This window comes from Trinickia camelliae (assembly GCF_053525655.1).
On record NZ_JBCHAA010000024.1, the window covers coordinates 58,606 to 82,309 of the forward strand.

At 64.4% G+C, this 23,704-nt stretch carries 24 protein-coding genes; 11 read left to right on the forward strand and 13 right to left on the reverse strand.

Translation table 11 applies throughout. From position 1 onward, the window contains the following. The first annotated feature begins 178 nt into the window (after positions 1–178). From AAHK20_RS30570 to AAHK20_RS30595, 6 genes are all read left to right on the forward strand, one after another. Positions 179–1,549: a 2-hydroxycarboxylate transporter family protein gene (locus tag AAHK20_RS30570; RefSeq protein ID WP_449185248.1), complete on the forward strand. Its 1,371-nt coding sequence runs from the start codon at positions 179–181 to the stop codon at positions 1,547–1,549. Positions 1,550–1,662: 113 nt separating this feature from the next. Next, a complete protein-coding gene (locus AAHK20_RS30575) occupies positions 1,663–3,525 on the forward strand; it encodes a sensor histidine kinase (RefSeq protein ID WP_449185249.1) in 1,863 nt (620 codons plus the stop codon). Then, positions 3,518–4,873, forward strand: coding sequence for a sigma-54-dependent transcriptional regulator (locus tag AAHK20_RS30580; protein ID WP_449185250.1), 1,356 nt, complete (start codon positions 3,518–3,520; stop codon positions 4,871–4,873). The genes AAHK20_RS30575 and AAHK20_RS30580 overlap by 8 nt, the downstream gene beginning before the upstream one ends. A 193-nt stretch (positions 4,874–5,066) precedes the next feature. After that, complete coding sequence (locus AAHK20_RS30585) at positions 5,067–5,417, forward strand: PadR family transcriptional regulator (protein ID WP_449185251.1); 351 nt, start codon at positions 5,067–5,069, stop codon at positions 5,415–5,417. Continuing rightward, positions 5,414–6,568, forward strand: coding sequence for a DUF1700 domain-containing protein (locus AAHK20_RS30590; RefSeq protein WP_449185252.1), 1,155 nt, complete (start codon positions 5,414–5,416; stop codon positions 6,566–6,568). Before AAHK20_RS30585 ends, AAHK20_RS30590 begins: the two co-directional genes overlap by 4 nt. Positions 6,569–6,642: 74 nt before the next feature. Further along, positions 6,643–7,440: a BPSS1780 family membrane protein gene (locus AAHK20_RS30595; RefSeq protein WP_449185253.1), complete on the forward strand. Its 798-nt coding sequence runs from the start codon at positions 6,643–6,645 to the stop codon at positions 7,438–7,440. Positions 7,441–7,476: 36 nt separating this feature from the next. Here AAHK20_RS30595 and AAHK20_RS30600 read toward each other — a convergent pair whose 3' ends face one another. From AAHK20_RS30600 to AAHK20_RS30615, 4 genes are all read right to left on the reverse strand, one after another. Continuing rightward, positions 7,477–8,601: a nickel/cobalt transporter gene (locus AAHK20_RS30600; protein ID WP_449185254.1), complete on the reverse strand. Its 1,125-nt coding sequence runs from the start codon at positions 8,599–8,601 to the stop codon at positions 7,477–7,479. 1 nt (position 8,602) lies between these two features. Further along, positions 8,603–9,253 carry a DUF1007 family protein gene (locus AAHK20_RS30605; RefSeq protein WP_449185255.1) on the reverse strand — a complete coding sequence of 217 codons (651 nt, stop codon included), beginning with the start codon at positions 9,251–9,253 and terminating at the stop codon, positions 8,603–8,605. A 205-nt stretch (positions 9,254–9,458) separates the two neighbouring features. Then, positions 9,459–9,860: a GFA family protein gene (locus AAHK20_RS30610; protein ID WP_449185256.1), complete on the reverse strand. Its 402-nt coding sequence runs from the start codon at positions 9,858–9,860 to the stop codon at positions 9,459–9,461. 108 nt (positions 9,861–9,968) lie between these two features. Further along, on the reverse strand, positions 9,969–10,394 hold the full coding sequence (locus AAHK20_RS30615) for a Tautomerase enzyme (RefSeq protein ID WP_449185257.1): 426 nt from the start codon (positions 10,392–10,394) through the stop codon (positions 9,969–9,971). A gap of 122 nt (positions 10,395–10,516) precedes the next feature. On the opposite strand from AAHK20_RS30615, the gene AAHK20_RS30620 reads away from it, so the two are divergent. Further along, positions 10,517–11,170, forward strand: a complete 654-nt coding sequence (locus AAHK20_RS30620) for a TetR/AcrR family transcriptional regulator (RefSeq protein WP_449185258.1) — start codon at positions 10,517–10,519, stop codon at positions 11,168–11,170. Between the two features lie 16 nt (positions 11,171–11,186). On the opposite strand, the gene AAHK20_RS30625 is transcribed toward AAHK20_RS30620, so the two are convergent. The 7 genes from AAHK20_RS30625 to kduI form a co-directional block, all read right to left on the reverse strand. Continuing rightward, a complete protein-coding gene (locus tag AAHK20_RS30625) occupies positions 11,187–11,489 on the reverse strand; it encodes a hypothetical protein (protein ID WP_449185259.1) in 303 nt (100 codons plus the stop codon). Then, positions 11,482–13,311, reverse strand: coding sequence for a carbamoyltransferase family protein (locus tag AAHK20_RS30630; RefSeq protein WP_449185260.1), 1,830 nt, complete (start codon positions 13,309–13,311; stop codon positions 11,482–11,484). Before AAHK20_RS30630 ends, AAHK20_RS30625 begins: the two co-directional genes overlap by 8 nt. 39 nt (positions 13,312–13,350) lie before the next feature. Further along, positions 13,351–14,481 carry an amidohydrolase family protein gene (locus AAHK20_RS30635; RefSeq protein WP_449185261.1) on the reverse strand — a complete coding sequence of 377 codons (1,131 nt, stop codon included), beginning with the start codon at positions 14,479–14,481 and terminating at the stop codon, positions 13,351–13,353. A gap of 9 nt (positions 14,482–14,490) precedes the next feature. Then, on the reverse strand, positions 14,491–15,561 hold the full coding sequence (locus AAHK20_RS30640) for an SGNH/GDSL hydrolase family protein (RefSeq protein ID WP_449185262.1): 1,071 nt from the start codon (positions 15,559–15,561) through the stop codon (positions 14,491–14,493). Between the two features lie 330 nt (positions 15,562–15,891). Further along, positions 15,892–16,761 carry a DNA-binding transcriptional regulator KdgR gene (kdgR, locus tag AAHK20_RS30645; protein WP_449185263.1) on the reverse strand — a complete coding sequence of 290 codons (870 nt, stop codon included), beginning with the start codon at positions 16,759–16,761 and terminating at the stop codon, positions 15,892–15,894. Between the two features lie 68 nt (positions 16,762–16,829). After that, complete coding sequence (kduD, locus tag AAHK20_RS30650) at positions 16,830–17,591, reverse strand: 2-dehydro-3-deoxy-D-gluconate 5-dehydrogenase KduD (RefSeq protein WP_449185264.1); 762 nt, start codon at positions 17,589–17,591, stop codon at positions 16,830–16,832. A 49-nt stretch (positions 17,592–17,640) separates the two neighbouring features. Then, a complete protein-coding gene (gene kduI, locus AAHK20_RS30655; protein ID WP_449185265.1) occupies positions 17,641–18,477 on the reverse strand; it encodes a 5-dehydro-4-deoxy-D-glucuronate isomerase in 837 nt (278 codons plus the stop codon). A gap of 288 nt (positions 18,478–18,765) precedes the next feature. On the opposite strand from kduI, the gene kdgT reads away from it, so the two are divergent. Further along, on the forward strand, positions 18,766–19,782 hold the full coding sequence (kdgT, locus tag AAHK20_RS30660) for a 2-keto-3-deoxygluconate transporter (protein ID WP_449185266.1): 1,017 nt from the start codon (positions 18,766–18,768) through the stop codon (positions 19,780–19,782). Positions 19,783–19,829: 47 nt separating this feature from the next. Here kdgT and AAHK20_RS30665 read toward each other — a convergent pair whose 3' ends face one another. After that, a complete protein-coding gene (locus AAHK20_RS30665; protein ID WP_449185267.1) occupies positions 19,830–20,627 on the reverse strand; it encodes a DUF2182 domain-containing protein in 798 nt (265 codons plus the stop codon). Between the two features lie 141 nt (positions 20,628–20,768). Here AAHK20_RS30665 and AAHK20_RS30670 point away from each other — a divergent pair, with 141 nt between their 5' ends. The 3 genes from AAHK20_RS30670 (at position 20,769) to AAHK20_RS30680 (ending at position 23,216) form a co-directional block, all read left to right on the forward strand. Beyond that, on the forward strand, positions 20,769–21,989 hold the full coding sequence (locus tag AAHK20_RS30670; RefSeq protein ID WP_449185268.1) for a helix-turn-helix domain-containing protein: 1,221 nt from the start codon (positions 20,769–20,771) through the stop codon (positions 21,987–21,989). Positions 21,990–22,030: 41 nt separating this feature from the next. Then, positions 22,031–22,663, forward strand: coding sequence for a Vgb family protein (locus AAHK20_RS30675; protein WP_449185269.1), 633 nt, complete (start codon positions 22,031–22,033; stop codon positions 22,661–22,663). A 106-nt stretch (positions 22,664–22,769) separates the two neighbouring features. Continuing rightward, a complete protein-coding gene (locus tag AAHK20_RS30680) occupies positions 22,770–23,216 on the forward strand; it encodes an SRPBCC family protein (protein ID WP_449185270.1) in 447 nt (148 codons plus the stop codon). 83 nt (positions 23,217–23,299) lie between these two features. On the opposite strand, the gene AAHK20_RS30685 is transcribed toward AAHK20_RS30680, so the two are convergent. Continuing rightward, on the reverse strand, positions 23,300–23,647 hold the full coding sequence (locus AAHK20_RS30685; RefSeq protein ID WP_449185271.1) for a hypothetical protein: 348 nt from the start codon (positions 23,645–23,647) through the stop codon (positions 23,300–23,302). Positions 23,648–23,704: the final 57 nt, after the last annotated feature.

Here is a 23,704-nt window from a genome sequence, read left to right on the forward strand (position 1 = left end):
CCATTGCAATGTCTTCCGCCACACATCCATCCGGACGGAACACCAACCTTCCCGCCGGCATGGCATGAACGACGCGCGGCACGCCAGCCGCTCAATGGAAAAAAACGGAAGGCCGGGTCCCAGCGCGCAAGACGGCGCGACATCGGACCCTCGGCCTTCGCGCTTCAGGAGACTTGTCGTGCATAGCACTTCGTCCGCCACACCCGCGCCGGCACAACCGGCACAATCGGCCCAACGCGCCGACACCCCACAGAAATTCTGGCCCGAAGGCTGGTGGAAGCTGATGGAATTCCGGATCGGGATCATCCCGCTGCCGGTCTACGTGATGCTGCTCTTGCTGATCGGCGGTTTCGCGATCTCCGGCAAAGTGCCGGGCGAGATCTCGATGGCGATCGCCGTGCTCGCGTTCTTCGGCTTCACCTGCGCCGAGTTCGGCAAGCGCCTGCCGATCGTCCGCCATATCGGCGCGGCGGCGATCTTCGCCACCTTCATTCCGTCGGCGCTCACCTATTACCACCTGCTGCCGAAGCCCATTCTGTCGCTGACGACAGAGTTCACGAAGCAGAGCAACTTCCTCTATTTGTTCATCGCGTCGATCATCGTCGGCAGTATTCTCGGCATGGACCGTCGGGTGCTGATCGGCGGCTTCATCAAGATCTTCGTGCCGCTCGCGGCCGGCACCATCGCCGCCATGATCGTCGGCACGGCCGTCGGCACCGCGCTCGGGCTCGGCATGCGCCACACGTTCCTCTATGTCGTCGTGCCGATCATGGCTGGCGGCGTCGGCGAGGGCGCGATTCCGCTGTCGGTCGGCTATTCGGAGATCCTGCATCTGCCGCAGGGCGAAATGTTCGCGGCCGTGCTGCCGCCGGTGATGCTCGGCAGCCTCACGGCGATCGTGCTGTCCGGCGCGCTCGACATGCTCGGCAAACGCCTGCCGCATCTTACGGGCCAGGGTCGCCTGCAAGTCGGCGAGCACGACGAGTTAGACACGGGTAAGGAAGAGATCACCGGTCACGTCGACGTCACCCATATCGCCGCCGCCGGCATCACCGCGATCACGCTGTATCTGCTCGGCCTCATGTGCCGCAACTTGTTCGGCCTGCCGGCGCCGGTCGCGATGCTTTTCATCGCGGTGTTCGTGAAGCTCGCGCGCGCGGTCTCGCCGCAACTGCAGGAAGGCGCATTCGTCGTCTACAAGTTCTTCTCGACCGCTGTGACCTATCCGCTGCTGTTTGCGATCGGCGTCGCGATGACGCCTTGGGACAAGCTCGTGGCGTCGTTCACGTTCGCCAACGTGATCACGATCGTCGTCACCGTGGCGACGCTGATGGGCACCGGCTTCGTCGTCGGGCGCCTCTTGAAGATGTACCCGATCGACACCGCCATCGTGAACGCCTGCCACAGCGGCCAGGGCGGCACCGGCGACGTCGCGATCCTCACTGCCGCGAACCGCATGCAGCTGATGCCGTTCGCGCAGATCGCGACGCGCATCGGCGGCGCGATCGTCGTCACGGTGGTGCTGATCGTGCTCGCGCACGTCGGATGATCCGGCGGCACGCCGAGCGCCTTTGCCAAGCCCCGCGCCGGTTCGCCGGCAAGCTGTACGGCACATCGGCGATTTGCCAAAATGAGCCGACGTTAAAAGCCGGCGGGGCATCGATGAGGTCGTTCGCGCGCATCAAAGTGCGGGGCATTCCCCTGTGGGGATGGATGGCGGCAGCCACGCTGTATCTCGTTGCAGCGGGGCTCGCCGTCGAAATTGCATGGCAGCGGTCGATCGATTCGATCGCCGAGGTCGGCAGCCACCGGCTCGACCTCTATGCCGCGGCGCTCCGAAGCGAGCTCGGACGCTACGAGACGGTGCCCGGCATCGTCGCGCGGCAGGATAGCGTGCGTGCGTTGTTGCGCACTCGGCCCGACGCGGCGCGCGCGGCGCTGCTGCCCACCGTCAACCAATATCTCGAAGCCGTGAACGGCGACACGGGCGGCGTCGCGGTCGACGTGATCGACCTGCAAGGCGAGGTGATCGCCGCCAGCAACTGGAACCAGGCGCTCTCGTTCATCGGCACCAACGTGTCCTATCGGCCGTACTTTCAGGACGCGCTGGCGCGCGGCTCGGGACGATTTTTCGGCATCGGCACCAACACCGGGATGCCCGGCCTTTACTTCGCCAGTGCCGTGCTCGATGCCGGAAAGCCGATCGGCGCAGTGGCGGTGAAGGTGAGCGTCGACGCGCTCGAATCGGCGTGGCGCTCGCCGGGCGAGGCCGCGATGGTGGTCGACGGCAACGGCGTGATCGTGATCTCGACCGTGCCCGCGTGGAAGTTCAGCGCGCTCACCCCGATCACGCCAGACCGGCAGCGGCAGATCGAGGCGTCCAGGCAATATTCGGGCCGCGCCGTGCCGCTGCTGCCGCATCGCCGGCTCGACGACTGGGACACGTCGGCGCATTTCGCGCGCTATCCCGACTGGACGCGGCCCGGCCACGACAAACGCTATCTCGAACTGTCGCGGCCGGCGCCGCAGGCCGGCGACTCGATCAGGGTGCTGCTCGACGTCGAGCCGGCCATGCGACAGCAGCGCACCGCGATCGCCTTCGTCACCGCGCTCTTCATGATCGCCGGGCTGTACACGCTGTATGCGATCCAGCGCCGCCGCGCGATCGCCGAAAAGCTCAAGGGACAAGACGCGCTGCGCCGCGCGAACGATCAGCTGGAAGCGACCGTCGAAGCGCGCACCGCGGAACTGACGGCGGCCAATGTCGGCATGCAGCGCGAAATCGCGGAACGCACGCGCACCGAGCAGGAGCTCGTGCACGCGGGCAAGCTCGCGGTGCTCGGGCAGATGGCGGCCGGTCTCACGCACGAGCTGAACCAACCGCTTGGCGCGATCCGCACGCTGTCGGACAATGCGCGCGCGTTTATCGTGCGCGGTCAGCAGCCGCTCGCGGTCGCGAATCTCGAGCGCATCTCGAAGCTCGTCGACGGCATGGCGGTGCTCACGAGCGAATTGAAGACGTTCGCGCGCAAGTCCGACGTAGAGCGCGTCGCGGTCTCGCTCGACGATGCCGTGGCGCACGCGCTGTTGATCTACGAAGCGCGGATGCGCAAGGACGAGGTGCAGGTCGAGGTTCGCATTCCGGCCGGCACGGCGGTCTGCGCGGAGCCGAGCCAATTGCAGCAGGTGCTCGTCAACCTGCTCGGCAACGCGCTCGACGCCGTCGCTTCCGAGCCGCAGCGCCACATCGCGATCGAAGCGCAGCCCGCCGATCAGCCCGGCCGCGTGCTGTTCTCGATCGCCGACAGCGGCGCGGGCATCGCGCCCGACGTCCTCGCGCATCTGTTCGAGCCGTTCGTCACGACCAAGCCGCGCGGACGCGGCTTAGGGCTCGGCCTCGCGATCACGTCGCGGCTCGTGCTCGGCTTCGGCGCGCGCATCTCGGCATCGAACCGGCCCGATGGCGGCGCGCAGTTCACGATCGAATTCATGAGCATGACGGAAACAGGGGTAGTCGATGGGTAACGAAATCAGCGTGGTGGTGGTCGAGGACGACGAGAACGTGCGGGTTGGCGTCGAGCAGGCGATTGCGCTGGCGGGCTTTCCGGTGCGCGCCTACGGCTCGGCCGCAGCGGCGCTCCCCGAGGCCGCGCCGGGCGCGCCGGTGGTGTTCGTCTCCGACGTGCGGATGCCGGAAATCGACGGCCTGCAGCTGCTCGCGCGCGTGCTCGCGGCCGATCCGCAAATCCCCGTCGTGCTGATTAGCGGACACGCCGATATTTCGACCGCGGTCGGCGCGATGCACGTCGGCGCGTATGACTTCATCGAGAAGCCGTTTTCGTCCGAACACATCGCGAGCCGCGTCGCGCGCGCCGTGGAGAAGCGGCGGCTCACGCTCGAAGTCCAGGGCCTGCGCGACGCGCTCAACAACTGGCGCGGCATCGAAGCGGCCGTGCTCGGCAAGTCGCCTGCGATGGCCGAGGTGCGTAAGAAGATTCTGCGGCTTGCGGATACGTCGGTGTCGGTGCTGATCACGGGTGAAACCGGCACGGGCAAAGAGCTGATCGCGCGCGGCCTGCACGAATTCGGCAACCGGCGCGGCCATCATTTCGTCGCGCTCAATTGCGGCGGCTTGCCGGAGCCGCTCTTCGAGAGCGAACTCTTCGGACACGAACCCGGCGCGTTTACCGGCGCCGCGAAAAGCCGTGTGGGCAAAGTCGAATGGGCGCATCGCGGCACACTCTTTCTCGACGAGATCGAGACCATGCCAGTAGCGCTTCAAATCAAGCTGCTGCGCGTGCTGCAGGAGCGGCAGATCGAGCGGCTCGGCGCGAACGAACCGATTTCGGTGGATTGCCGGGTCGTGGCGGCGTCGAAGGCGGATCTCGGAGAACTCGCGAAGGACGGGCGTTTTCGCGCGGACTTGCTCTATCGGCTGAACGTCGCACAGATCGAGCTGCCGCCGCTGCGCGAACGACGCGAGGACGTGCCGCTGCTATTCGAGCACTTCGTGTTGTCAGCCGCGCAACGCTTTGGGCAGCCCGCGCCGATCGTCTCGGCGGCGCAGGTGTCCGAGCTGATGGCGCACCAGTGGCCGGGCAACGTGCGGGAATTGCAAAACGTCGCCGACCGTTTCGTGCTCGGCCTCGCCGGTGACACGCTGGTGCCCGATGAAGGCCGCGCGGCGCCTGCCGGCACGCTCGCCGAGCAGCTCGCGCACTTCGAGTTCGTGCTCATCGAAGAAATGCTGCGCCGCCATCACGGCAACGTCAGCGATGCGAGCGCCGCGCTCGGCATGCCGAAGAAGACGCTCTATCACAAGATGCGGCAGTTCAAGCTGGCTGCGGGCGACGGGTCGGCGGGATTGGAGTAGCCCGCACGCGCCGCCCTTCTGGCGGTGCTGTCGCTTGCGCGCTATCCGGATCGGTATAGCGTGCATTAAACGGTACCTTGCATAAAACAATACCGGCTGCTATTCTTCGCTTCACGTTCGCCAGGGCCTTAGTCCATCCGGCGACAGTGCATAGCAAAGTACCTTGCAAAGCACAGCACCAACCTGGATTCGCATGAAGACTCAACTGAAAAAAGGAACGCTCGATATGTGCGTGCTGGCCGTTCTGGCCCGCGGCGACAGCTACGCCTACGAGCTCGTCTCAACCCTGTCGGAAACGATGGAAATCAGCGAAGGAACCATCTATCCGCTGATGCGCCGGTTGCAGGCGGAAGCGTGGGTGTCGACCTATCTCGTCGAATCGACCTCGGGCCCGCCGCGCAAGTACTACTCGCTGACGGGGCCAGGGCGCAAGGCGCTCGCCGAGATGGAAGAGGAATGGAAGAGTTTCGTCGATGAAGTCAATGGCGTGCTGGCGCTGCCCGGCATGAGGCAGGACAAGCGGGACAAAGGAGAACAGCAATGAAGCAGGACGTATTCATCCAGCAATTGCGCCAAGAGCTAGGCAGCCTGCCGAAAGAAGCCGTCGATGACATCGTCGCCGACTATCGCGAGTACATCGGCGACGCGCTCGCCGCCGGCCGCCAGGAAGAAGAAGTGATCGCCGCGCTTGGCGACCCGGTCAAGCTCGCCCGCGAACTGAAGGCGCAGGCGAACTACCGCCAGTGGGAAAAGCGCCGCTCGTTCGGCAACCTGATGCGGGTGGTCGGCGCGGTTGCCGGGCTCGGTCTTCTGCCGTTCCTTCTGCTCGCACCGTTCCTCTTGTACCTGCTCGTGCTGACCTTGGGGTACGTGGTCTCCGGCGGGCTCGCCGTGGCAGGCTTCGTCATGCTGCTCACGTTCGCGAGCCACCATCTGTTCGGCACGCCGTCGCTCGACGCCGCGTCGCACAAGGTCATCGACATCCAAGGCAACGGATCGGTTCACATCGGCAAAAACGCCAGCGCCGCCGACGCTGCCGACCTGAACGAAAAAGCCGCCGACGCGCTCAGCGACTTCAAGGATCTGCGAATCGACGGCAACCGCTTCGTCCTCGATTTGCACGACGGCAGCAAGGCATCGCTCGTCACCAAGTCGGGGCCGGTCTCGATCCGCAAGGAAGACGGCAAGCTCGACATCTCGACGGTGAGCGACGGCACAAGCCAATTGCTGACCAAGGGCGATGACGGGTCGCTGAGCATCGCACGCGACGACGTGGTCGCGCTCGACGTAAAAGACGACGACGATGGCCGCGTCTCCTACGCCCGCAACGGCGCGGACGGCAAATCGTCGTCGTGGAAGATCACGAGCGACGACGGCGACGAAATGTCGTTCCAGCAGGACGCGAACGGCGACACGAACCGCCTGGTGCTCAAGAGCGACGGCGACTCGGTCGTGTTCGACGGCAACAACCTGTCCATCGGCAGCGGCAAAGACCACATCCACGTGACGACATCCGGCGGCTCCTCGTACGGCGGCGTCAAGCTCGGCTACGCGCTGGCGATGCTCGCCTTCGGCATCCTCGGCTTGATCTTGTGCGTGCGGCTCACGCGCGTCACGTGGCGGGCCCTCACACGCTACGTCAAGCATCAGATCGACATCATCTCGGCCGGCCTCGATCGCGAGCCGACCGCTTGAAACCGCGAGAGCGCAGCCTTACTTCGAACCTCACCGCACTCGCATTCATTTTCGCCAACACAAAGGAAATCGCCATGAACATCGGTTACCTGAGCGGATCATCGAATGGAATCCGCCGTCGTTGCACGCCGGAACTGCGTTATCCAGAAGGACGCGAAGTCAGCGCCGCCGCTGTCGCTGACTGGCTCGCGAGCGGCTGGCAAGCCGCGCGCACGCAGCCGCTGCTGTGGCTTGTCGTGATCCTCGGCTGCGCCGATTTCGCGACGCTGCTCAAGCTGCTGCCGATGTACCGGCCGTTCGCGGTGCTGCTCGCGCCGCTCGTCGCGGGCGTGCTGATGGTGGCGCAAGACCGGGCGCGCGACGGTGAGCCGGCGCGGCTCCGCCAGCTTGTCGCGGCCGTCGTCGAGCGGCGCAACGCCCTGCTCGCCATCGGGCTGTATAGCGCGGCGATCGTCCTCGCGGGTTACGCGATCTTGTTCACGGCGCTGCATGTGTCGATGACGGCGGCAGCGATGGCGAACGGCTCGCACGGCCTGTTGATCACCTACGACGGCGGCCATGGCGCACGGAGCGTTCTGGAATCGATGGTCGGCGTGCCGATCTTCGCAGCCGCGCTCGCCGCCGCATGGTTCGCGCCGGCACTGGTGATGCTGCACGACATGACGCCGCTCGAAGCGATTGCGGCGAGCTTCAAGGGCGTCGCGCGCAATTGGCAGATGGCGCTCGTGTACTTCGTCGCGATGACGCTCGCCGTGTGGCTCGCGCCGATGATCCCGCTGATGGCGTACGCGCTCGTGGTGACGCCGGTGCTGGCGGCGCTGATGCTGCTCTCGATGTACGGCGGGTATCGCGATGTGTTCGTCGGGCGCTGAGCGATAAAGGGGATTGAAGCGTTTCGCATCGGACGCTTAGCTGGGTGTCATCGCACTCACGCCCGTCACGATCAGCAGGATCTGCAGCGCGCTGAAGACAGCGATCACGATTGCGCCTGCTAGTGCCACGCCACGCTGCCATCGCTCGAGCTTTGGGCCCGTGACCCATCTCAGTGTGAGCGCGCGACCGCTGCGCAATACGTAGCCAAGCGTAAAGACCGTCGTGGCGACACCGATGCCGATCGCGAGCGCGGCGACGGTACCGAGCCAGTAGACGTGATAGCGGGCCGTGATCAGCAGGATGAACAGAGCGCCCGCGCAAGGCCGAAGCGCCACGGCAAACGCGAGCCACCAGGCACGGCGCGGCTGCGCGATATCCGAGGCGTTGGCGGTTGCGACGAACGATGGACGCGCGCGGCGCTGCGTGGCGAGCCTCGCGCCCAGATAGGCGGCGCGTTCCGTATCGTCGTTGGCATCGGTTGTGCTGACCGTCGCTGCGCGCTGATCCGCAGCGGCGTTGAAGAGCGGCACCGGCGCGCAGCATTCCTGCCTGCGCAGAATGCGCACCGCGGTCAGTGTCGCCACGCCCAGCACGGCGATCGCGCTGACCAGCTCCAACGGCGCCGCAGTCCGCATGATCGCGTTCGCGGTTCCTTCGAAAATCGCGAGCGCGCCGCTCACCAGCAGGATCGCCGTGAGCGATTGCCCGAGCGCGGTGGCGAGCGTGAACCCGGCGACTTGTTTCGCCGACGCCGCGCGCGAGCCGAAATACATCGCAGCGATTGTCTTGCCGTGCCCCGGCGCAAGCGCGTGCAGCACGCCGTAGGCGAGGCAAAGTCCGACGAAGGCGATGAGCTTGGTCCACGCGTCGCGGCTCGCACCGGAGTCTCCTGCATCGCCGCCGCCCGCGCCGAGCGAACGCAGGCTGAGCACGTCGTCCTGCATGGATTCGTCGAGGCGCGCTTGCGCGACGATGACGACGCGCACGGCATCGCGCACGAAACCGGGCAGCAGCAAAGGATGTTCGTCGGCTTGGGCATGCCGGGCGATCGGGCTGTCGGGGCGGCCGAATACGTCGGCGCGGGCATGGCCGCCGCTCATCAGAGCAGCGCCGATCAGCGCAATCGCGCAGACCATGCGAACGAAGCGGAGCGCGTACATATCAGCAAACCACCGTCGCCGCCATCGGCGGATACGTGCCGTAATACACGGCGTGATTCGGGTCCTGCGTGTAGAAGACACGGCAAGCTGCTTTCGTGCCGACCGCGTTAACGCCGTTCTTTTTCATTTCGAAGTCGACGAAGAATTCATCGTCCCAGGTGCCCAGTTCGAGCGGGTTTTGCGACACGTCGACGGGTTGCGCAAACGCGCGCCGGAACGTGTAGACGAGCTTACCGTCGCGCATCTCCGCCGTGAACCGCTGCGGATCGCCAAGCGGCACAGGGCGGTCGCGCACGAAGACGCGCGTGAAGTAGTCGACGTCTTTGAGCGAATCGAACGCGGTGCGGCGCAGCGCAGCCGCGTCTCGCGCGCTCAGCACGCCATTCTTCGGATAGTGGCTCAGATCGACGTCCACCAGCGCGGAGAAGCCTTCCGCGAAGGTCCATTCTTCATCGATCGCGATGGCGGTGCGGTTTTGCATCTCCAGGTTCATGGCGTACAAAACCCACACGTGGGGGTGGGCCATCGCGCAGTCAGCGGGGAGAAACGCCAACGCTAGCAACACCGCCGTCACGGCCACGCGCCACCGCCGCAAGCGATTGCGCAGAATCGATCCCCCGGTTAGTGCGTCGATTATGTCTGCCGCAGCCATGCCGTCTCTTTATCTCAATCGCCGCAGGATTCTACAAAATATCCGATGACTAAACATCAAGATTAAAGACAGCAATTGTCAAATCAATAACTATTGCCGCCGCTTCGCGCTTGCGCTTGATTTATCGGTAATTATTCGGCGTAGCCATCGAAAGTCGCCTTTCCAATTGCCAACAATTTTCGTCTCCTTTCAACGCCTCACGAATTCAATCGGCATTTGGATATGCGCCTCGATATTGCGGCAAGGCATCGGGTAAATGCACCCAAGGCAGCTTTTGCGCCTTCCAGGTGTGATGCCGCGGCGGAACCTGTTCAGGCGCATCGAGACTGCACGTCGACACGTCTATCTCGTCGGCGAAATCCGCGTGCCGGTAGGTCAGGTGCGTGCCGCAATCGGCGCAAAAGGTACGTAAGACCGCTTCGCTTGAAGCGAGGGTCCTGGGTTCACCATCGACAAAACGAAACGCCGAGCGCTTCACGGTGAACCACGCGACAAAAGGCGCCCCCGAGATACGCCGGCAATCGGCGCAATGACAAAGCGTGGCATCGATAATTTCGCCGGACACTTCATAGCGAACGTTTCCGCAAAAGCAGCCGCCTGTGAGCATCGCACTCTCCGTGAGACGTCGCGAATGCAACGATCATAAGCGAGAGACCGCGTCTCGGGCGGCGCTCCGCTACATGACCGTTGCGTGCTGCTTTCGCGAGCGTGCCCCTCAGCGCGTAGCGGCGTGCTGAATCGCGTCGACGAGCTCCGAATTGCTATAGGCGCGACCGGCTATCCCCCACGCCCCTTCGGCGGCATAGACGACGTTGGTCCAGATGTGATCCCGCTTGACGCGCCCTTCCGCGGCCTTTTCCAGAATGGTCGTAGCCGCTTCGGTAAAAGCCTGCTTGGCTTTCGGAGTCGCAAGCGCAATAGGCGGCAACTTGAGTTCGATGAATACCGCCGGAGCAGGCTTGCCGCCTGAAAAAACGTGTTGCTTCGGCAAGACGTTCAAGGTCCCGACGACGTTGGGCTCCATGAACGGGTTGCCGTCGAGCTGGTTGACCTTCAAGAGCGCCTCGGTCAACTGGGAGAAAGCACGGGCCTCGGCTTCAGGCGACAGCAATCCTTCGGGTACGGTCAGCGTAATCGGCATGGCAGATCCTCTAAGGTGAACAACGACTCGTGGTGGTATAAATATCAACTGCTCTCTATGTATAGACACTGACCACTCTCTTTTCAAGAAAAAAGAGTGGTCGCTCTCAAAGTGAGTGATCCATGCGCTACTCAGCCGAACACAAGACCGAAACCCGCAACCGCATCCTCGAGGCGGCCGGCCAGCTGTTCCGCCGCGACGGCTATGGCGGCTCGGGCATCGACGGCCTGACGAAAGCAGCCGGGGTGACAAACGGCGCGTTCTACGGACACTTCAAATCGAAGAGCGAGGCGTTCCGCACGGTGGTGCTCTCCGGCCTCGAAGAATTGCGGCTCGCGGTCGCCGGGCTCAGGGCGAGCCACGGGACGCAATGGCTCAAGACGTTCATCGAGTTTTACATGGGTCCCAAGCGCACGTGCGCCGTCGAGGAAAGCTGCGCGCTACCGAGCTTTTCGCCGGAGATGGTGCGGGCGGACGACGAAACGCGCGAGGCGTACGAGGAGGAACTGCGCCGGCTCATCGACGAGGTGAGCTCGGGCATGCCCGCCGGCGCGGGCACGGATCAGGAAGACAAAGCGATCGCGCTGCTTGCGATGCTGTCGGGCGGCGTCACGCTGGCGCGCGCGGTGCCGGACCCGGCGCTGTCGGCGCGCATCGCGCAGGCGGTCGGCAAGATGGCGGCGGCGATGACGGAAGATAAGCCGCCGCGCGCGAAGCGGGCGTCACCTCGCACCGGCTCGCGATCGCCCGGTTCCGCAACGTCCAAGCCGCGCTGAAGCTGAACGCATCGCGTTAATACATCGCGTACACGAACTGCGACACCGCTTCGCTTTCTTCGGCCGGCGCGCGAAGTGCCTTTGCCATCTTGCGCAGGTCCGGTTCGAGCGCCACCAGCGTGTCGAGCCCAAGCTCGCGCCAGATCTCGATCAGCGCGCCGATCATGTCTTCATGCGCGACGATCGGTTCCGGCTCGAAGACATGCAGAAAGTACGACGTGCAGGCAGGATTGGTGTTCGCCACCACGAACGGCGCGACTTGCCGCTGCGCGGGCGCGAGCTTCGTGCGGAAGAATTTTCCAAGGTCGGCGTCAGTCAAGTTGATACTCCTTCTTCCATGAGTCGTCGGTTTCGACCGCGGCTTGCTCGTCGCGATAGAGGATGAAGTTGCCCATCACGAGCGCGTCGATTTCCGTGCGCATGAAGCAGCGGTAGGCGTCTTCCGGCGTGCAGACGATCGGCTCGCCGCGCACGTTGAACGACGTGTTGACGAGCAGCGGGCATCCGGTCAGCGCCTCGAACGCCTTCAATACCGCGAACATCCGCGGGTTCACGTCCGCTTCCACCGTCTGGATGCGCGCGCTGTAGTCGACGTGCGTGATCGCCGGAACGGAGCTGCGCACGGTGTTGACGATCTCCAGCATGTCCTCCGGATCGGACGGCGCGTCCGGCACCTGCCGATGCTCTTCCCTCACCGGCGCGACGATCAGCATGTACGGGCTGTCGGCGCCGAGCTCGAAATAATCCGCCGCGCGGTCCTTCAATACGATCGGCGCGAACGGCCGGAACGACTCGCGAAACTTGATCTTCAGGTTCATGCGCGATTGCGTTGTCGCCGCGCGCGGATCGCCGAGGATCGAGCGGCCGCCGAGCGCACGCGGTCCGAACTCCATGCGGCCCGCGAACATGCCGACGATCTTTTGCTGCGCGAGCAGGCCCGCGATCTGCGCGGCGCCCGCATCGGCGGCGTCCAGGGCGTGATACTGGGCGCCCGTGTCCGACAGGAACGCGAGAATCTCACCATCGCTGTACTCGGGCCCGACGAAGCTCCCTTGCTGCGAATCCTTGGCGCCGGCAAGCGCGGGGCGGCGGCCGCCCAGCATGTTGAAGTCGGCGAGATAGGCCGCGCCGATCGCGCCGCCCGCGTCGCCGGCGGCCGGCTGGATCCAGATGTCGTCGAAGATGCCCGCGCGCAGAATCTTCCCGTTGGCCACGCAATTCAATGCGACGCCTCCGGCGAGACACAGGTTGGCCGCGCCCGTCATCTGCCGCATCGTGCGGGAGATTTCCAGCATGACCTCTTCCGTCACGGCTTGAATGGACGCGGCCAAATCCATCTCGCGCTGCGTGATTCTCGATTCCGGCACGCGCGGCGGCCCGTCGAAAAGCCGATGGAACCGCTCGTTGGTCAGCGTGAGCCCTTGATGGAAATCGAAGAAGTCGAGGTTCAACCGGAACGACCCGTCCTCCTTGATATCGATGAGGTGCTCTTTGATCTTGCCCGCGTAAATGGGTCGGCCATACGGCGCGAGCCCCATCAGCTTGTATTCTCCGCTATTGACTTTGAATCCGCAGAAGAACGTGAACGCGCTGTAGAGCAGACCGAGCGAATGCGGGTAGCGAATCTCTCGCAGAATTTCCAGGCGACTGCCGCGCCCGACGCCGAGGCTCGTCGTCGACCACTCGCCGACGCCATCGACGCACAGCACCGCGGCCTCTTCATACGGCGACGGAAAGAACGCCGACGCCGCGTGCGAATAGTGATGCCGCGCGTAGTAGATCGGCACATCGCACGCGAGCATCTCTTCGATCAGCTCCTTGAAGTAGGGCTTGACGCCGAAAAACGAGCGCGCGGCCCGCGTAAAAAACGCTTCAGCATCGGGCGCGAACGCGATCGACGAGCGGATGATGCGATCGGCGGTCAGCGCCGGGTCGTCATAGAACGCGATGGCCGCCAGATCGTTGCCGTCGATCTCCGCTTCTTCGAGGCAGTAGTTGATCGCGCCGCGCGGGAAGCGCGGGTCGTGTTTCTTCCGGCTGAAGCGCTCTTCCTGCGCTGCCGCGACGATCTTGCCGTCTTTCAGGATCGCAGCCGCCGAATCGTGATAGAAGGCCGACACGCCTAGCACATACCTGGTCATTGCTTACCCCCGCGACGATGAATAATGGGTCGTCTTGAACTACGCTTGTTCCGGCTCGCGCACGATCGCGCCGTCGAGCACCACCGGTGAACCGTCAATCAACACGTCACGCGGCTTCGTGCTGGCGAGCAGCTTGATGAAGTCGCGGCTGTCGCCGTTTTCAGCGAAATCGCCGGGCCGCTCGAAGAGGCAGAGATCGGCCTTCATATCCGCCGCGATCGCGCCGATGTTCGCGATGCCGAGCGCCAGCGCGGCCGAACGCGTCAAGGCGTCGACGACGACGTCGCACGTGGCGGCAGCGTCCCCCGCTTGGTGGATCAGCGCCATCGACAACAGCACCAGCGATTCGTAGCGCTGCGCTTCCGTCACGGCATGGCCGCTGATCGAAAAGCCCAGTGCGCGGTCCTTCAACGACAAGCGCGCGAAGTGCTGCTCGAGCAGCAACTCGCTGACTGCGCCGGGCGCGCAGACGAGGTTCGCGGCGGAATCGTTGAGCATCCCCACGTCGCTGCGCGTCAATTGCGAGACGTTGAAGATCGTCACCTGCGACAACAGCGACAAGTAGGACAGCAGCCCGACCTCCGTGAAGAAACGCGTTTCCTTGTAGCGCTTGGCGTCGCCATGCGTCGCACTGAGCCGCACGCACAGGCGGCGGCCGAGCGTCTCGGCAATCGACGCCGCGGCGAGCAGCGTCGCCGCCGACCAGATCTCGCTCGGCACTACGGCGGGAAACACCTCGCAGCGGGTGAGCGCGAGCGACGCCGCGACACGCACGAAGCCGTCGGCACACGCGTTCGCGCTGCCGCCTTCGCCAAGCTCGACATACAGGAGGCGGCGCACGCCTTCCGCTGCGGCGAACGCCGAGCAGTCGGCAGTCCCGCTGCAAAAGACACCCGCCGTCGTCACCCCGTGGGCGGCGAGTTCGCGCGAATACAGGCTCCAGTCTTGGTGCCCGGACCCGGCATCGGAATCGATCAATCCGGGAAGACACACCGTCGCCTCGCCCGCGAGTTTGCAGTCGCGCCGTGACGCGCCGGGCGGCAGGATGCGCGCGATGCGCGACCCGTCTATTTCGATGTCGCCGCGTACGAAGCGATGCCGAAGTGAATCGAAGTACAGCGTATCGACGATCGCCCATCGCCCTGTTTCACAAGCATCGATATCGACCATGCCCATATGTCACCGTCCATGCATCGCAATCGCGGTGGCGGCGCGGGGCATCGCGTTTTCTTCGAGCGAGGCGCCGGTGTCCAGCAACGGCGCCACGACCTTCGCGAGCGCCTCCCCAACCAGCTTGTGCGCGAACGGCGTGAAGTGGACGTCCTTCTCGAAGCGAAGCAATCGTCTGACTTTGACCGGGTGCCGCACCAGGTCGTCGACGAGGTGATAGACGGGTACATCGATCGATTGAGCGAGTTCGTCGAAGCGCTTTCTGACGTCCTTGTAGCTCGCCGTTTCCTCGACGTATTGATACACGGGCACGACCGCGATCACCGCCGGCACCTTGAGCTCTGACACCCACTTTCTCAGGATGGCTTGCATGAGCTTCCAGCTCGCGTTATCGGCGGAGTGATACTCCGGCAGCGGCTGGAACTTCGTCAGCTTCTGGCACAAGTCCTTGCATTCCGGCCCGAGGTGGTCGGCCATCTTGTGGATGCCCGAACGAACCAACGCTTTGACGCCCGCTTGCGCCTCGGACGTCAAATCGGCCTTGTAGGGCTGCGGAACCGGCACGCCTTTGAGCGTCAGCTCGTCGCCGCCGGAGAGTTCGAACCATGGCTTCGGCACGCGGATCGCTTCGCCCGCGCGGTCCGCCCAGCCTCGATCCTTCAGAACATTGCGCTGAATGTTCTCGACCAGCACGCTGATCACCACCGCGTCATGGTCGATCTGGTCCGCGTACTGCTGATAAATCAGGTACTGCTGATCCGTGCCGCTGCCGCTGAGCCCGAAATTGAGCACCTCGGTGTCGGGCAGCTTTTGCTCGAGCACGTCCGAGTAGCGTTTGCCGTTGCTGACGCCGTCACCGGCCGTGTAGGAATCGCCGAATACGAGCACGCGATGCTGGCGGTTCTTCCGTGGCGTGACTTCGTGATCACAGCGAAAGCCGTCGCGGTTGCTCTTCACGAGATACCCGCCGCCCTCGTGCGGGATCCGGACTTTGAGCCCGGCCGCAAATCGATAGCCCAGGACCGGGTCGTATTGCATCAACCGCCTGTGCAACGCAGGCGCCTCCGTGCGCGCATCCATGGTCGTCTCGGTCTCCTGGTTCTTGATCGCCGTTCATCGCGCGTTTCGTCTCATCAATGCGTGCGCGCCTTCTATAGTCATCCTAATGAACGATGCGATCCCCTCTCGTTTTAACGGATTGCACCCATCGGCGTGCCCAGCGGCCGGCCCGTTTCCGACGGGTTGCTTACATACGCGACGCTAACCGCCAGAACTACGGCTCATACCGCCAGTGATTGAAAAGGTAGCGCGGCGGCATCGTGATGAGACGCCATCACCTAGTCGAATTCGGCAACTGTGGGTGCGGACGCACACCGAGTTGTGTCGCCGGAGAGGGGCAAGCTTGGCGGATTAATCGGGCTGCGTTTCGGCGTGATACCCGAGCCGCTCGGAGATCGCGAGTCCGGCGCGTTTGAGCAACGAGACGTAGTGGGTTTTCGTATCCGCGCCGCAGCGCATCGTCGGAAACGAAATCGAGAGTCCGGCGGCAACGCGGCCAAAGCGGTCGAACACCGGTACCGCGATGCACAAGAGACCCTCCTCCTGTTCCTCGTTGTCTTCGCCGTAGCCTTGCTTGCGCACGTTCGGCAGGATGCTGAGCACCGCGTCGGCGGACGCGAGCGTCTTCGAGGTCGATTTCTTGAATTCGATGTGGGCGAGAACCTCGCGCGCCTCGTCCGGTTCCAGCCACGCAAGCAGCACCTTGCCGATCGCGGTGCTATAGAGCGGATTGCGGCGGCCGATGCGCGATTGCATTCGCAAGCCGTAGTCGGCGTCGATCTTGTGGATGTAGATGATGCTGTCTTCGTCAAACGCGCCGAGGTGCACGGCCTCGCGCGTCGACTGCGCGATCAGCCGCATCTCCTTGTCGGCTTCGCGCACGAGATCGACGTTCTCGAGCGCTTTGGCGCCGAGTTCGAAAAGACGGATCGTCAGACGATAGCGCTCTGTGTCACCTTCCTGCTCGACGTAGCCGAGCGCCTTCAAGGTCTGCAGAAAGCGGTGCACGGTGGTCTTCGACATCGTCAGCCGCTGCGACAGCTCGCTGATGCCGATCTGCCCGTGCGAGCCGATCGCATCGAGGATCGCGAACAGCTTGCCGATCGCCGCCACGGATTCGACCTTGTCGCCGCCACTGGCCTGGGTATCGCTCTCGACGATGCCGGCATTTCGTGCGCGGGCGGCGTCGGCTCCCTTCTTCCCCTTGAGCGCTGTACTCATGTTTCTTCTGTCGCTGATCTGATGTTCGATAGAGAGCGGAGCATAGCGCGTTTCGAACCGGCGCCGTCCTAACGGGCTAGCCAGCCGCCATCCACCGCGAGCGTGTGACCGTGCAGATAGTCCGACGCCGCCGACGCCAGAAACACCACGGGCCCTGCGAGATCGTCCGGCTCGCCCCAGCGGCCCGCCGGAATGCGGCCAAGGATCTCTTCGTTGCGCTGCGCGTCGTTGCGCAATGCGGTGGTGTTGTCGGTCGCCATATAGCCCGGTGCAATCGCGTTGACGTTGATGCCGCGCGCCGCCCACTCGTTGGCGAGCATGCGCGTCAAGCCCAGTACGCCGCTTTTCGACGCCGTGTACGACGCCACGCGAATGCCGCCCTGAAACGACAGCATCGACGCGATGTTGATGATCTTTCCGCCGCCGCCCTGCGCCACGAATTGGCGCGCCGCCGCTTGCGCGAGAAAGAAGACGCTCTTGAGATTGACGTTCGTGACCGCGTCCCAATCGTCTTCGGTGAAATCCAACGCGTCGTTGCGCCGAATCATCCCAGCGTTGTTGACGAGCACATCGACACGGCCGAACGCCTCGACCGCCGCCCGCATGACGTCGGCGACCGGTTCTATGGTCGACAGATCCGCGCGCACGTCGGCGAAGCGCCGCCCGGCCGCGCGCACGTTTGCCATGGTGCCGGCCGGGTCCGCGCGGCCGACGCCGACGATGTCACAGCCGGCCTGAGCCAGCGCCTTCGCCATCGCGGCGCCCAGGCCGGTGTTGCAGCCGGTCACGACGGCGACCTTGCCGGCCAAATCGAACATTCCTGCTGACATAAGCATCGCCTCGAAGTAATCGGATAGTGAGTTCGCAAGCGGCGCGCGCTTAACGCAGATCGGCCACCGCGACGTGATCCATATCCTTGAACACGAGGTTCTCGCCGACCATCCCCCAGATGAACGAGTACGCGCGCGTGCCGACGCCTGAGTGAATCGACCAGCTCGGCGAAATCACCGCCTGCTCGTTATGCACGATGATGTGCCGCGTCTCGTGCGGCTCGCCCATCATGTGGAAGACGGCGGCATCGTCGGCGAGATCGAAGTAGAAATAGACCTCCATGCGGCGCTCGTGCGTATGGCACGGCATCGTGTTCCACAGGTTGCCCGGCTCGAGCTTCGTCATGCCCATCGAGAGCTGGCAGGTTGGAAGCACTTCGGGAACGATGAACTTGTAGATCGTGCGCCGGTTGCTCGTGGCCGGATCGCCCAGCGTTTCGGGCGACGCTTGCGCCAGCGTGATCGCGCGCGTCGGGTACGACGTATGCGCGGGCGCGCAATTCAGATAGAACTTCGCGGGCCGCTCACGGCTCACGCTGCCGAACGTGACCGATTTCGCACCTTGCCCGATGTAGAGCGCCTCCTCGTTGCCGATCTCGAAGCGCACGCCGTCGACCTCCACCCACCCCGCTCCGCCGATATTGATCGCGCCCATTTCGCGGCGTTCGAGCAGATGGCTCACGCCGACCTCCTTGCCAAGCGCGGCCGGCAGCTCCACGGCTCGCGACACCGGCCACGCCCCGCCGACGATGATGCGATCGATATGGCTGTAGGTGAAGGTCAGGCCGTCGCGCTCGAAGAGCTGCTCGACGAGGAACTGCTTGCGCAGACCGGCGGTGTCGAGTGTTTTCGCGTGCTCGCTGTGTATGGCTTGCTTGATGTCCATGCGGCTTCTCCGTTTCTGAACGAGCGCGGCGCGGGTGGCGCGGACCGGGCTCCAGGTGTGCGTTGTGCGCCATTAGATCACAAGGCCAAATAATTCGGAACATCGGTCCGATATTTCTGGAAACCCTATCAAGCCACTTCAGAACCCACTAATTAGAACGCATTTTATAGGTGTAAACGATCACACAGGAGTAAGGCAATTTTCCGGAATGCTGTTCCAAATTGATGCTACATTGCGTCGAAACCATCCGAGCAGCAAACCGGACGCACAGACGTCCACGGAGGAGACATGAAGATCAAGCAGACCATCGACCGTATTCCCGGCGGGCTGATGCTGGTCCCGCTCTTGCTGGGCGCATGCGTGCACACCTTTGCGCCGAACGCCGGCAAGTATTTCGGCTCGTTCACCAACGGCTTGATCACCGGTACCGTGCCGATCCTCGCGGCCTGGTTCTTCTGCATGGGCGCAACGATCGATTTGCGCGCGACCGGCCTCGTGCTGCGCAAGTCCGGCACGCTGCTCGCCACGAAGACCTTGGTGGCCTGGGCCGCGACGCTCATCGCCGCCCACTTCATCCCCGACGACGGCATCAAGACCGGCGTTCTCGCCGGGCTTTCCGTGCTGGCGATCACCACCTCGATGGACATGACCAACGGCGGCCTCTACGCCGCCGTCATGCAGCAATACGGGAGCAAGGAGGAGGCCGGGGCATTCGTGTTGATGTCGATCGAATCGGGGCCGCTCGTCAGCATGCTGATCCTCGGGGCGGCAGGCGTCGCGGTCTTCGAAGCGCGCTTGTTTGCCGGCGCACTGCTGCCGTTCCTGATCGGTTTTACGCTCGGCAATCTGGACAAGGATTTGCGTGAGCTGTTCGGACGTTGCGTGCACCCGCTCATTCCGTTCTTCGGTTTCGCGCTCGGCTGCGGCATCGATCTGCATGTCATCGCGACGAGCGGCCTGCCGGGCGTGCTGCTCGGCCTCACCGTGATCGTCATCACCGGCGTGCCGCTCATGCTCGCTGACCGGTTCATCGGCGGCGGCAACGGGGCAGCGGGGCTGGCCGCGTCGTCGACCGCCGGTGCGGCGGTGGCGAATCCCGCGATCATCGGGGAGATGATTCCGCGCTTCAAACCTGTCGTCCCTGCCGCCACGGCGCTGGTGGCGACCGCTTGCCTCGTGACGGCGATCCTGGTTCCGATCCTCACGGCGATGTGGACCAAACGGGCCAGGAAACTTGCGCTGGACGGTCCGCTCACCGCGCCGCCACCGTCTCCCATTACGGGGCAGGAAGCACCTCACCACTGAGCGATTGTGCGGGTATCGCGCGGTGTGCATCGGCGATCGATACGCCGCTAGAGCCCCGCTGCCCGCGCGATGAGGAACACCCCCGCTGCGACAGCGATGACCCCGGTCATTTGCGCCACCCGCTGACCGCCCGGAGCGAGGCGCTCCGCAGTGATGGCCACCGTCACGACAGCCATCGCTCGCAAGTCCATGACGCCGATGACGAGCAAGACCACCGTCAGGCCTGCACAGCAGTAACTGCAATGGAGACCGAGGCGCAGACCGTGCCGCCATGCCGTGGCGGCGTCCGCCGGCAGCGTGCGGCCCCGGCCGTGCCCTGAGGACGCCCGGCAACAATCGAGGTGACGCGCCTTCCACGCCGTGAACTGGAGCGCGCCCGCGACGAGGACCACCACCCCGACCGCGCTCGGCACGGCGCGCGCCAGCGCCGGCAACTGCATCTCGGCGGCGGCCAGCGCGACACCCACCGGAAACGCGGCCATTCCAAACGCGGTCCACACGGCAAAGTATCCGCAGCCCACCAGCGCGGTGAGCCCAACGAGGCGCGCCGCCCGTGCGCCGACTACGGCCCTGCGATAACGCATCAGCATCGGCATCAGCGACGGCAGCATCATCGCCACCATCATCACGACCCACATGCGCAGAAACGACACCGCCGCGCGCGGCCCCGACTGCCCGGGCGTGAGCATCCACGTCATCGACATCGTCCAGCCGCCGGGCATCGACATCCCATGCATCGACGACATCGACGCGCACCAGTAAATCGTCGCCGCCGTGCTCGCGGCGAAGAGCAGCGACATGACGCCGATGAAAGCGCGCTGCGAGGTGGTTCGTTCGGAGATCATGCTGAGGCCCATCCCATGCAATTCAGAAGCGCCTCGCCGCCCGGTGCGTTCGGTACCCGGTGCAACGAAACGGTTGATGTTGTGAGATAGACTAGGTCCGGACCTCGGAACGGCGGGAGTGACAAGTGTGGCGGGATTCGAATGGACTCGCTGATCACGGCCGCGGCGCGCGCGCTCGCGGGCGGTGATCCGCTCGGCGCACTCAAGCGCGTCGCCCTGCGCGACGACGCGCCCGCGCTCGCGCTGCGCGGCATCGCGATGGCGCAGCTCGGCGACTTCGCGCGAGCCAAGGCGCTGCTGCGAAACGCGGCGCGCGCGTTTGGTCCTAAAGAGGCCGTGGCCCGCGCACGGTGCATCGTCGCCGAGGCCGAAATCGCGCTCGCCTCGCGCGACCTCGGCTGGCCCGCCAAGACGCTCGACGCCGCGCGCGCCACGCTCGAAGCGCACGGCGACTTCGTCAACGCCGCGCATGCAAGGTATCTCGAACTCAGGCGCTTTCTCCTCGTCGGCCGCCTCGACGAAACCGAGCGTACGCTCGCCGCCCTCGCCCCCATGCCGCTTCCGCCCGCGTTGCGGGCCGTCCACGAACTGGTCGTCGCGGGCGTCGCGCTGCGGCGCATCCAGACGAAGACCGCGCGCGCCGCGCTTGAGCGCGCCAGTTTCGCCGCGCGCCACGCCGGCATCCCCGCGCTGACGGCCGAGGTCGAAAGCGCATCTCGCGTTTTGGACACGCCCGCGGCACGGCTGATCGTGCGCGGCGAGGAGCGGCTAGTTCTGCTCGAAGAGGTCGAAGCGTTACTGGCGACGGACGCGCTCGTCGTCGACGCGTGCCGCTACGTGGTTCGCGATGCGGGAACGGTCGTCTCGCTCGCCACGCGGCCGATTCTGTTCACGCTGGCGCGCACGCTCGCGGAAGCGTGGCCGCAAGACGTGCCGAGAGACACGCTCGTTGCCCGCGCCTTCCGCTTGAAACTCGCCGACGAGTCGCATCGCGCGCGGTTGCGCGTCGAAGTCGGTCGGTTGCGCAGCGAGATCCAGGCACTGGCCAGCGTAAACGCGACGCAGCGCGGGTTTGCGCTCGCGCCCAGCGGCGCGCGCGAAGTCGTCGTGCTGGCGCGGCCCGTCGAAGAAAAACACGCAGCGGTGCTGGCCTTCCTCAGCGACGGCGAATCATGGACGAGCTCGGCGCTGGCGCTAGCGCTCGGCGCGAGCCAGCGTACCGTGCAGCGCTCGCTCGACTCGCTCGCCGAGGCGGGCAAGGTGCAGTCGTACGGACGCGGACGCGCGCTGCGCTGGATGACCCCGCCCGTGCCGGGATTCGCGACGACCTTGTTACTCCCCGCTCCGCTGCCGGGCGATTAGGATGACACGCACCACTACCGAATGATCAGGACGGAGGAAACATGAAACGATCAGCGGCCGAAATCGTTCGTGAATATGGCCCTTTTCCCGGCGTCGAAAGGGTGAATGGAGTCACCTATGACGGACAGCAAGTCTGGTTCGCCACCGGCGACAAGCTCGAGGCCCTCGACCCCGCGAGCGGAAAGACCGTGCGCTCGATCGACGTCGCCTCGCACGCGGGCACCGCGTTCGACGGCCAGCACCTGTTTCAGATCGCGGAGGATCGCATTCAGAAGATCGATCCGAAAACCGGCCAGGTGCTGGCGACGATCCCGGCGCCCGGTGGCGGCGCCGATTCGGGGATGGCATGGGCCGAAGGGACGCTCTGGGTGGGGGTGTATCGCGAGCGGAAGATCCATCAGGTCGATCCGGAGACCGGGGCGGTGCTGCGAACCATCGAGACCAACCGGTTCGTCACTGGCGTCACGTGGGTCGAGGGAGAGCTTTGGCACGCGACCTGGGAAGATGACGGGAGCGAATTGCGGCACATCGATCCGAGCACGGGGGAAGTGCTGGAGAGTCTCGAGATGCCGGCGGGGATTGGGGTGTCGGGACTTGAGTCGAATGGCTCGGATCAGTTCTTTTGCGGCGGCGGAAGCAGTGGGAAGGTGAGAGCGGTTCGGCGGCCTCGGTGAAGCGGGGCGCGCTGGTGGCGATTTGGGCGTCTGCATGTCGATTTCATCCCGCCGCGTTCGTCGTATAGGATCGGAGGGCCTTTCCTCTGCTCTAGGAGTTGATCTCATGACTACAGGCACTATCCGGCTTCACCGCGTGTTGCGTTGCAAACCTGAGCGTCTCTATCGCGCGTTTCTGGACGCCGACGCGATCGCCAAATGGATGCCGCCGAATGGATTTACTTGCAAGGTTCATAGCCTGGACGCGAAGGTGGGCGGCAGCTATCGGATGTCGTTTACGAACTTCAGCTCGGGCGGCGGGCATTCGTTTGGCGGCGAGTATCTCGAGCTCGTGCCAAATGAGTTGATTCGGCACACGGATCGGTTCGATGATCCGAATTTGCCCGGGGTGATGGTGACGACGATTTCGCTTCGGCCCGTGGTTTGTGGGACTGAATTGACGGTGGTGCAGGAGGGCGTGCCGGAGGCGATTCCTGTCGAGGCTTGTTATCTTGGGTGGCAGGAGTCTTTGGCGTTGCTGGCGTTGTTGGTGGAGGCGGAGATTCCGGGTTGATGAGGGGGCGGGCTTAGGGCCCGCTCACTGGGAGTTCGAGGAGGCGCTGGGACACGCTTAACCAGCGCCAAGTGCGCTAAGCGTCACTGCGGCCGCACAGGAAGCAACGCATGAATCGACACAGGCAACTGATCGGTTGCCGTGCTCTCATCGGGCTGGCCTTTACCCGAAACGTACTGGTATACGAGATACTTCTTGTCGGTTTCATGCCCCTCGTTCGGAATCACGACGAGCATTTCCTGATTGCTGAGATATAGCCATCTGGGCAGCGCCTTCTCTGCAAAATAGATCCGTTCGTCTGCGTGCGTTTTGGGGTTCCGGCGGATGGCAACGCCTTTCAGATAAGGCGGTCCATATTCCAGCGCGAAGACGAGTGCCCCGCCGACGCACCGGGCCAGCGCGACGTTGCCGACGAACTGGGTATCCGGCATGTTGAATCGCCCCGGCCCCAGTAGACACCTGCAAGCCTCAAACTAGAGGTTAGACAG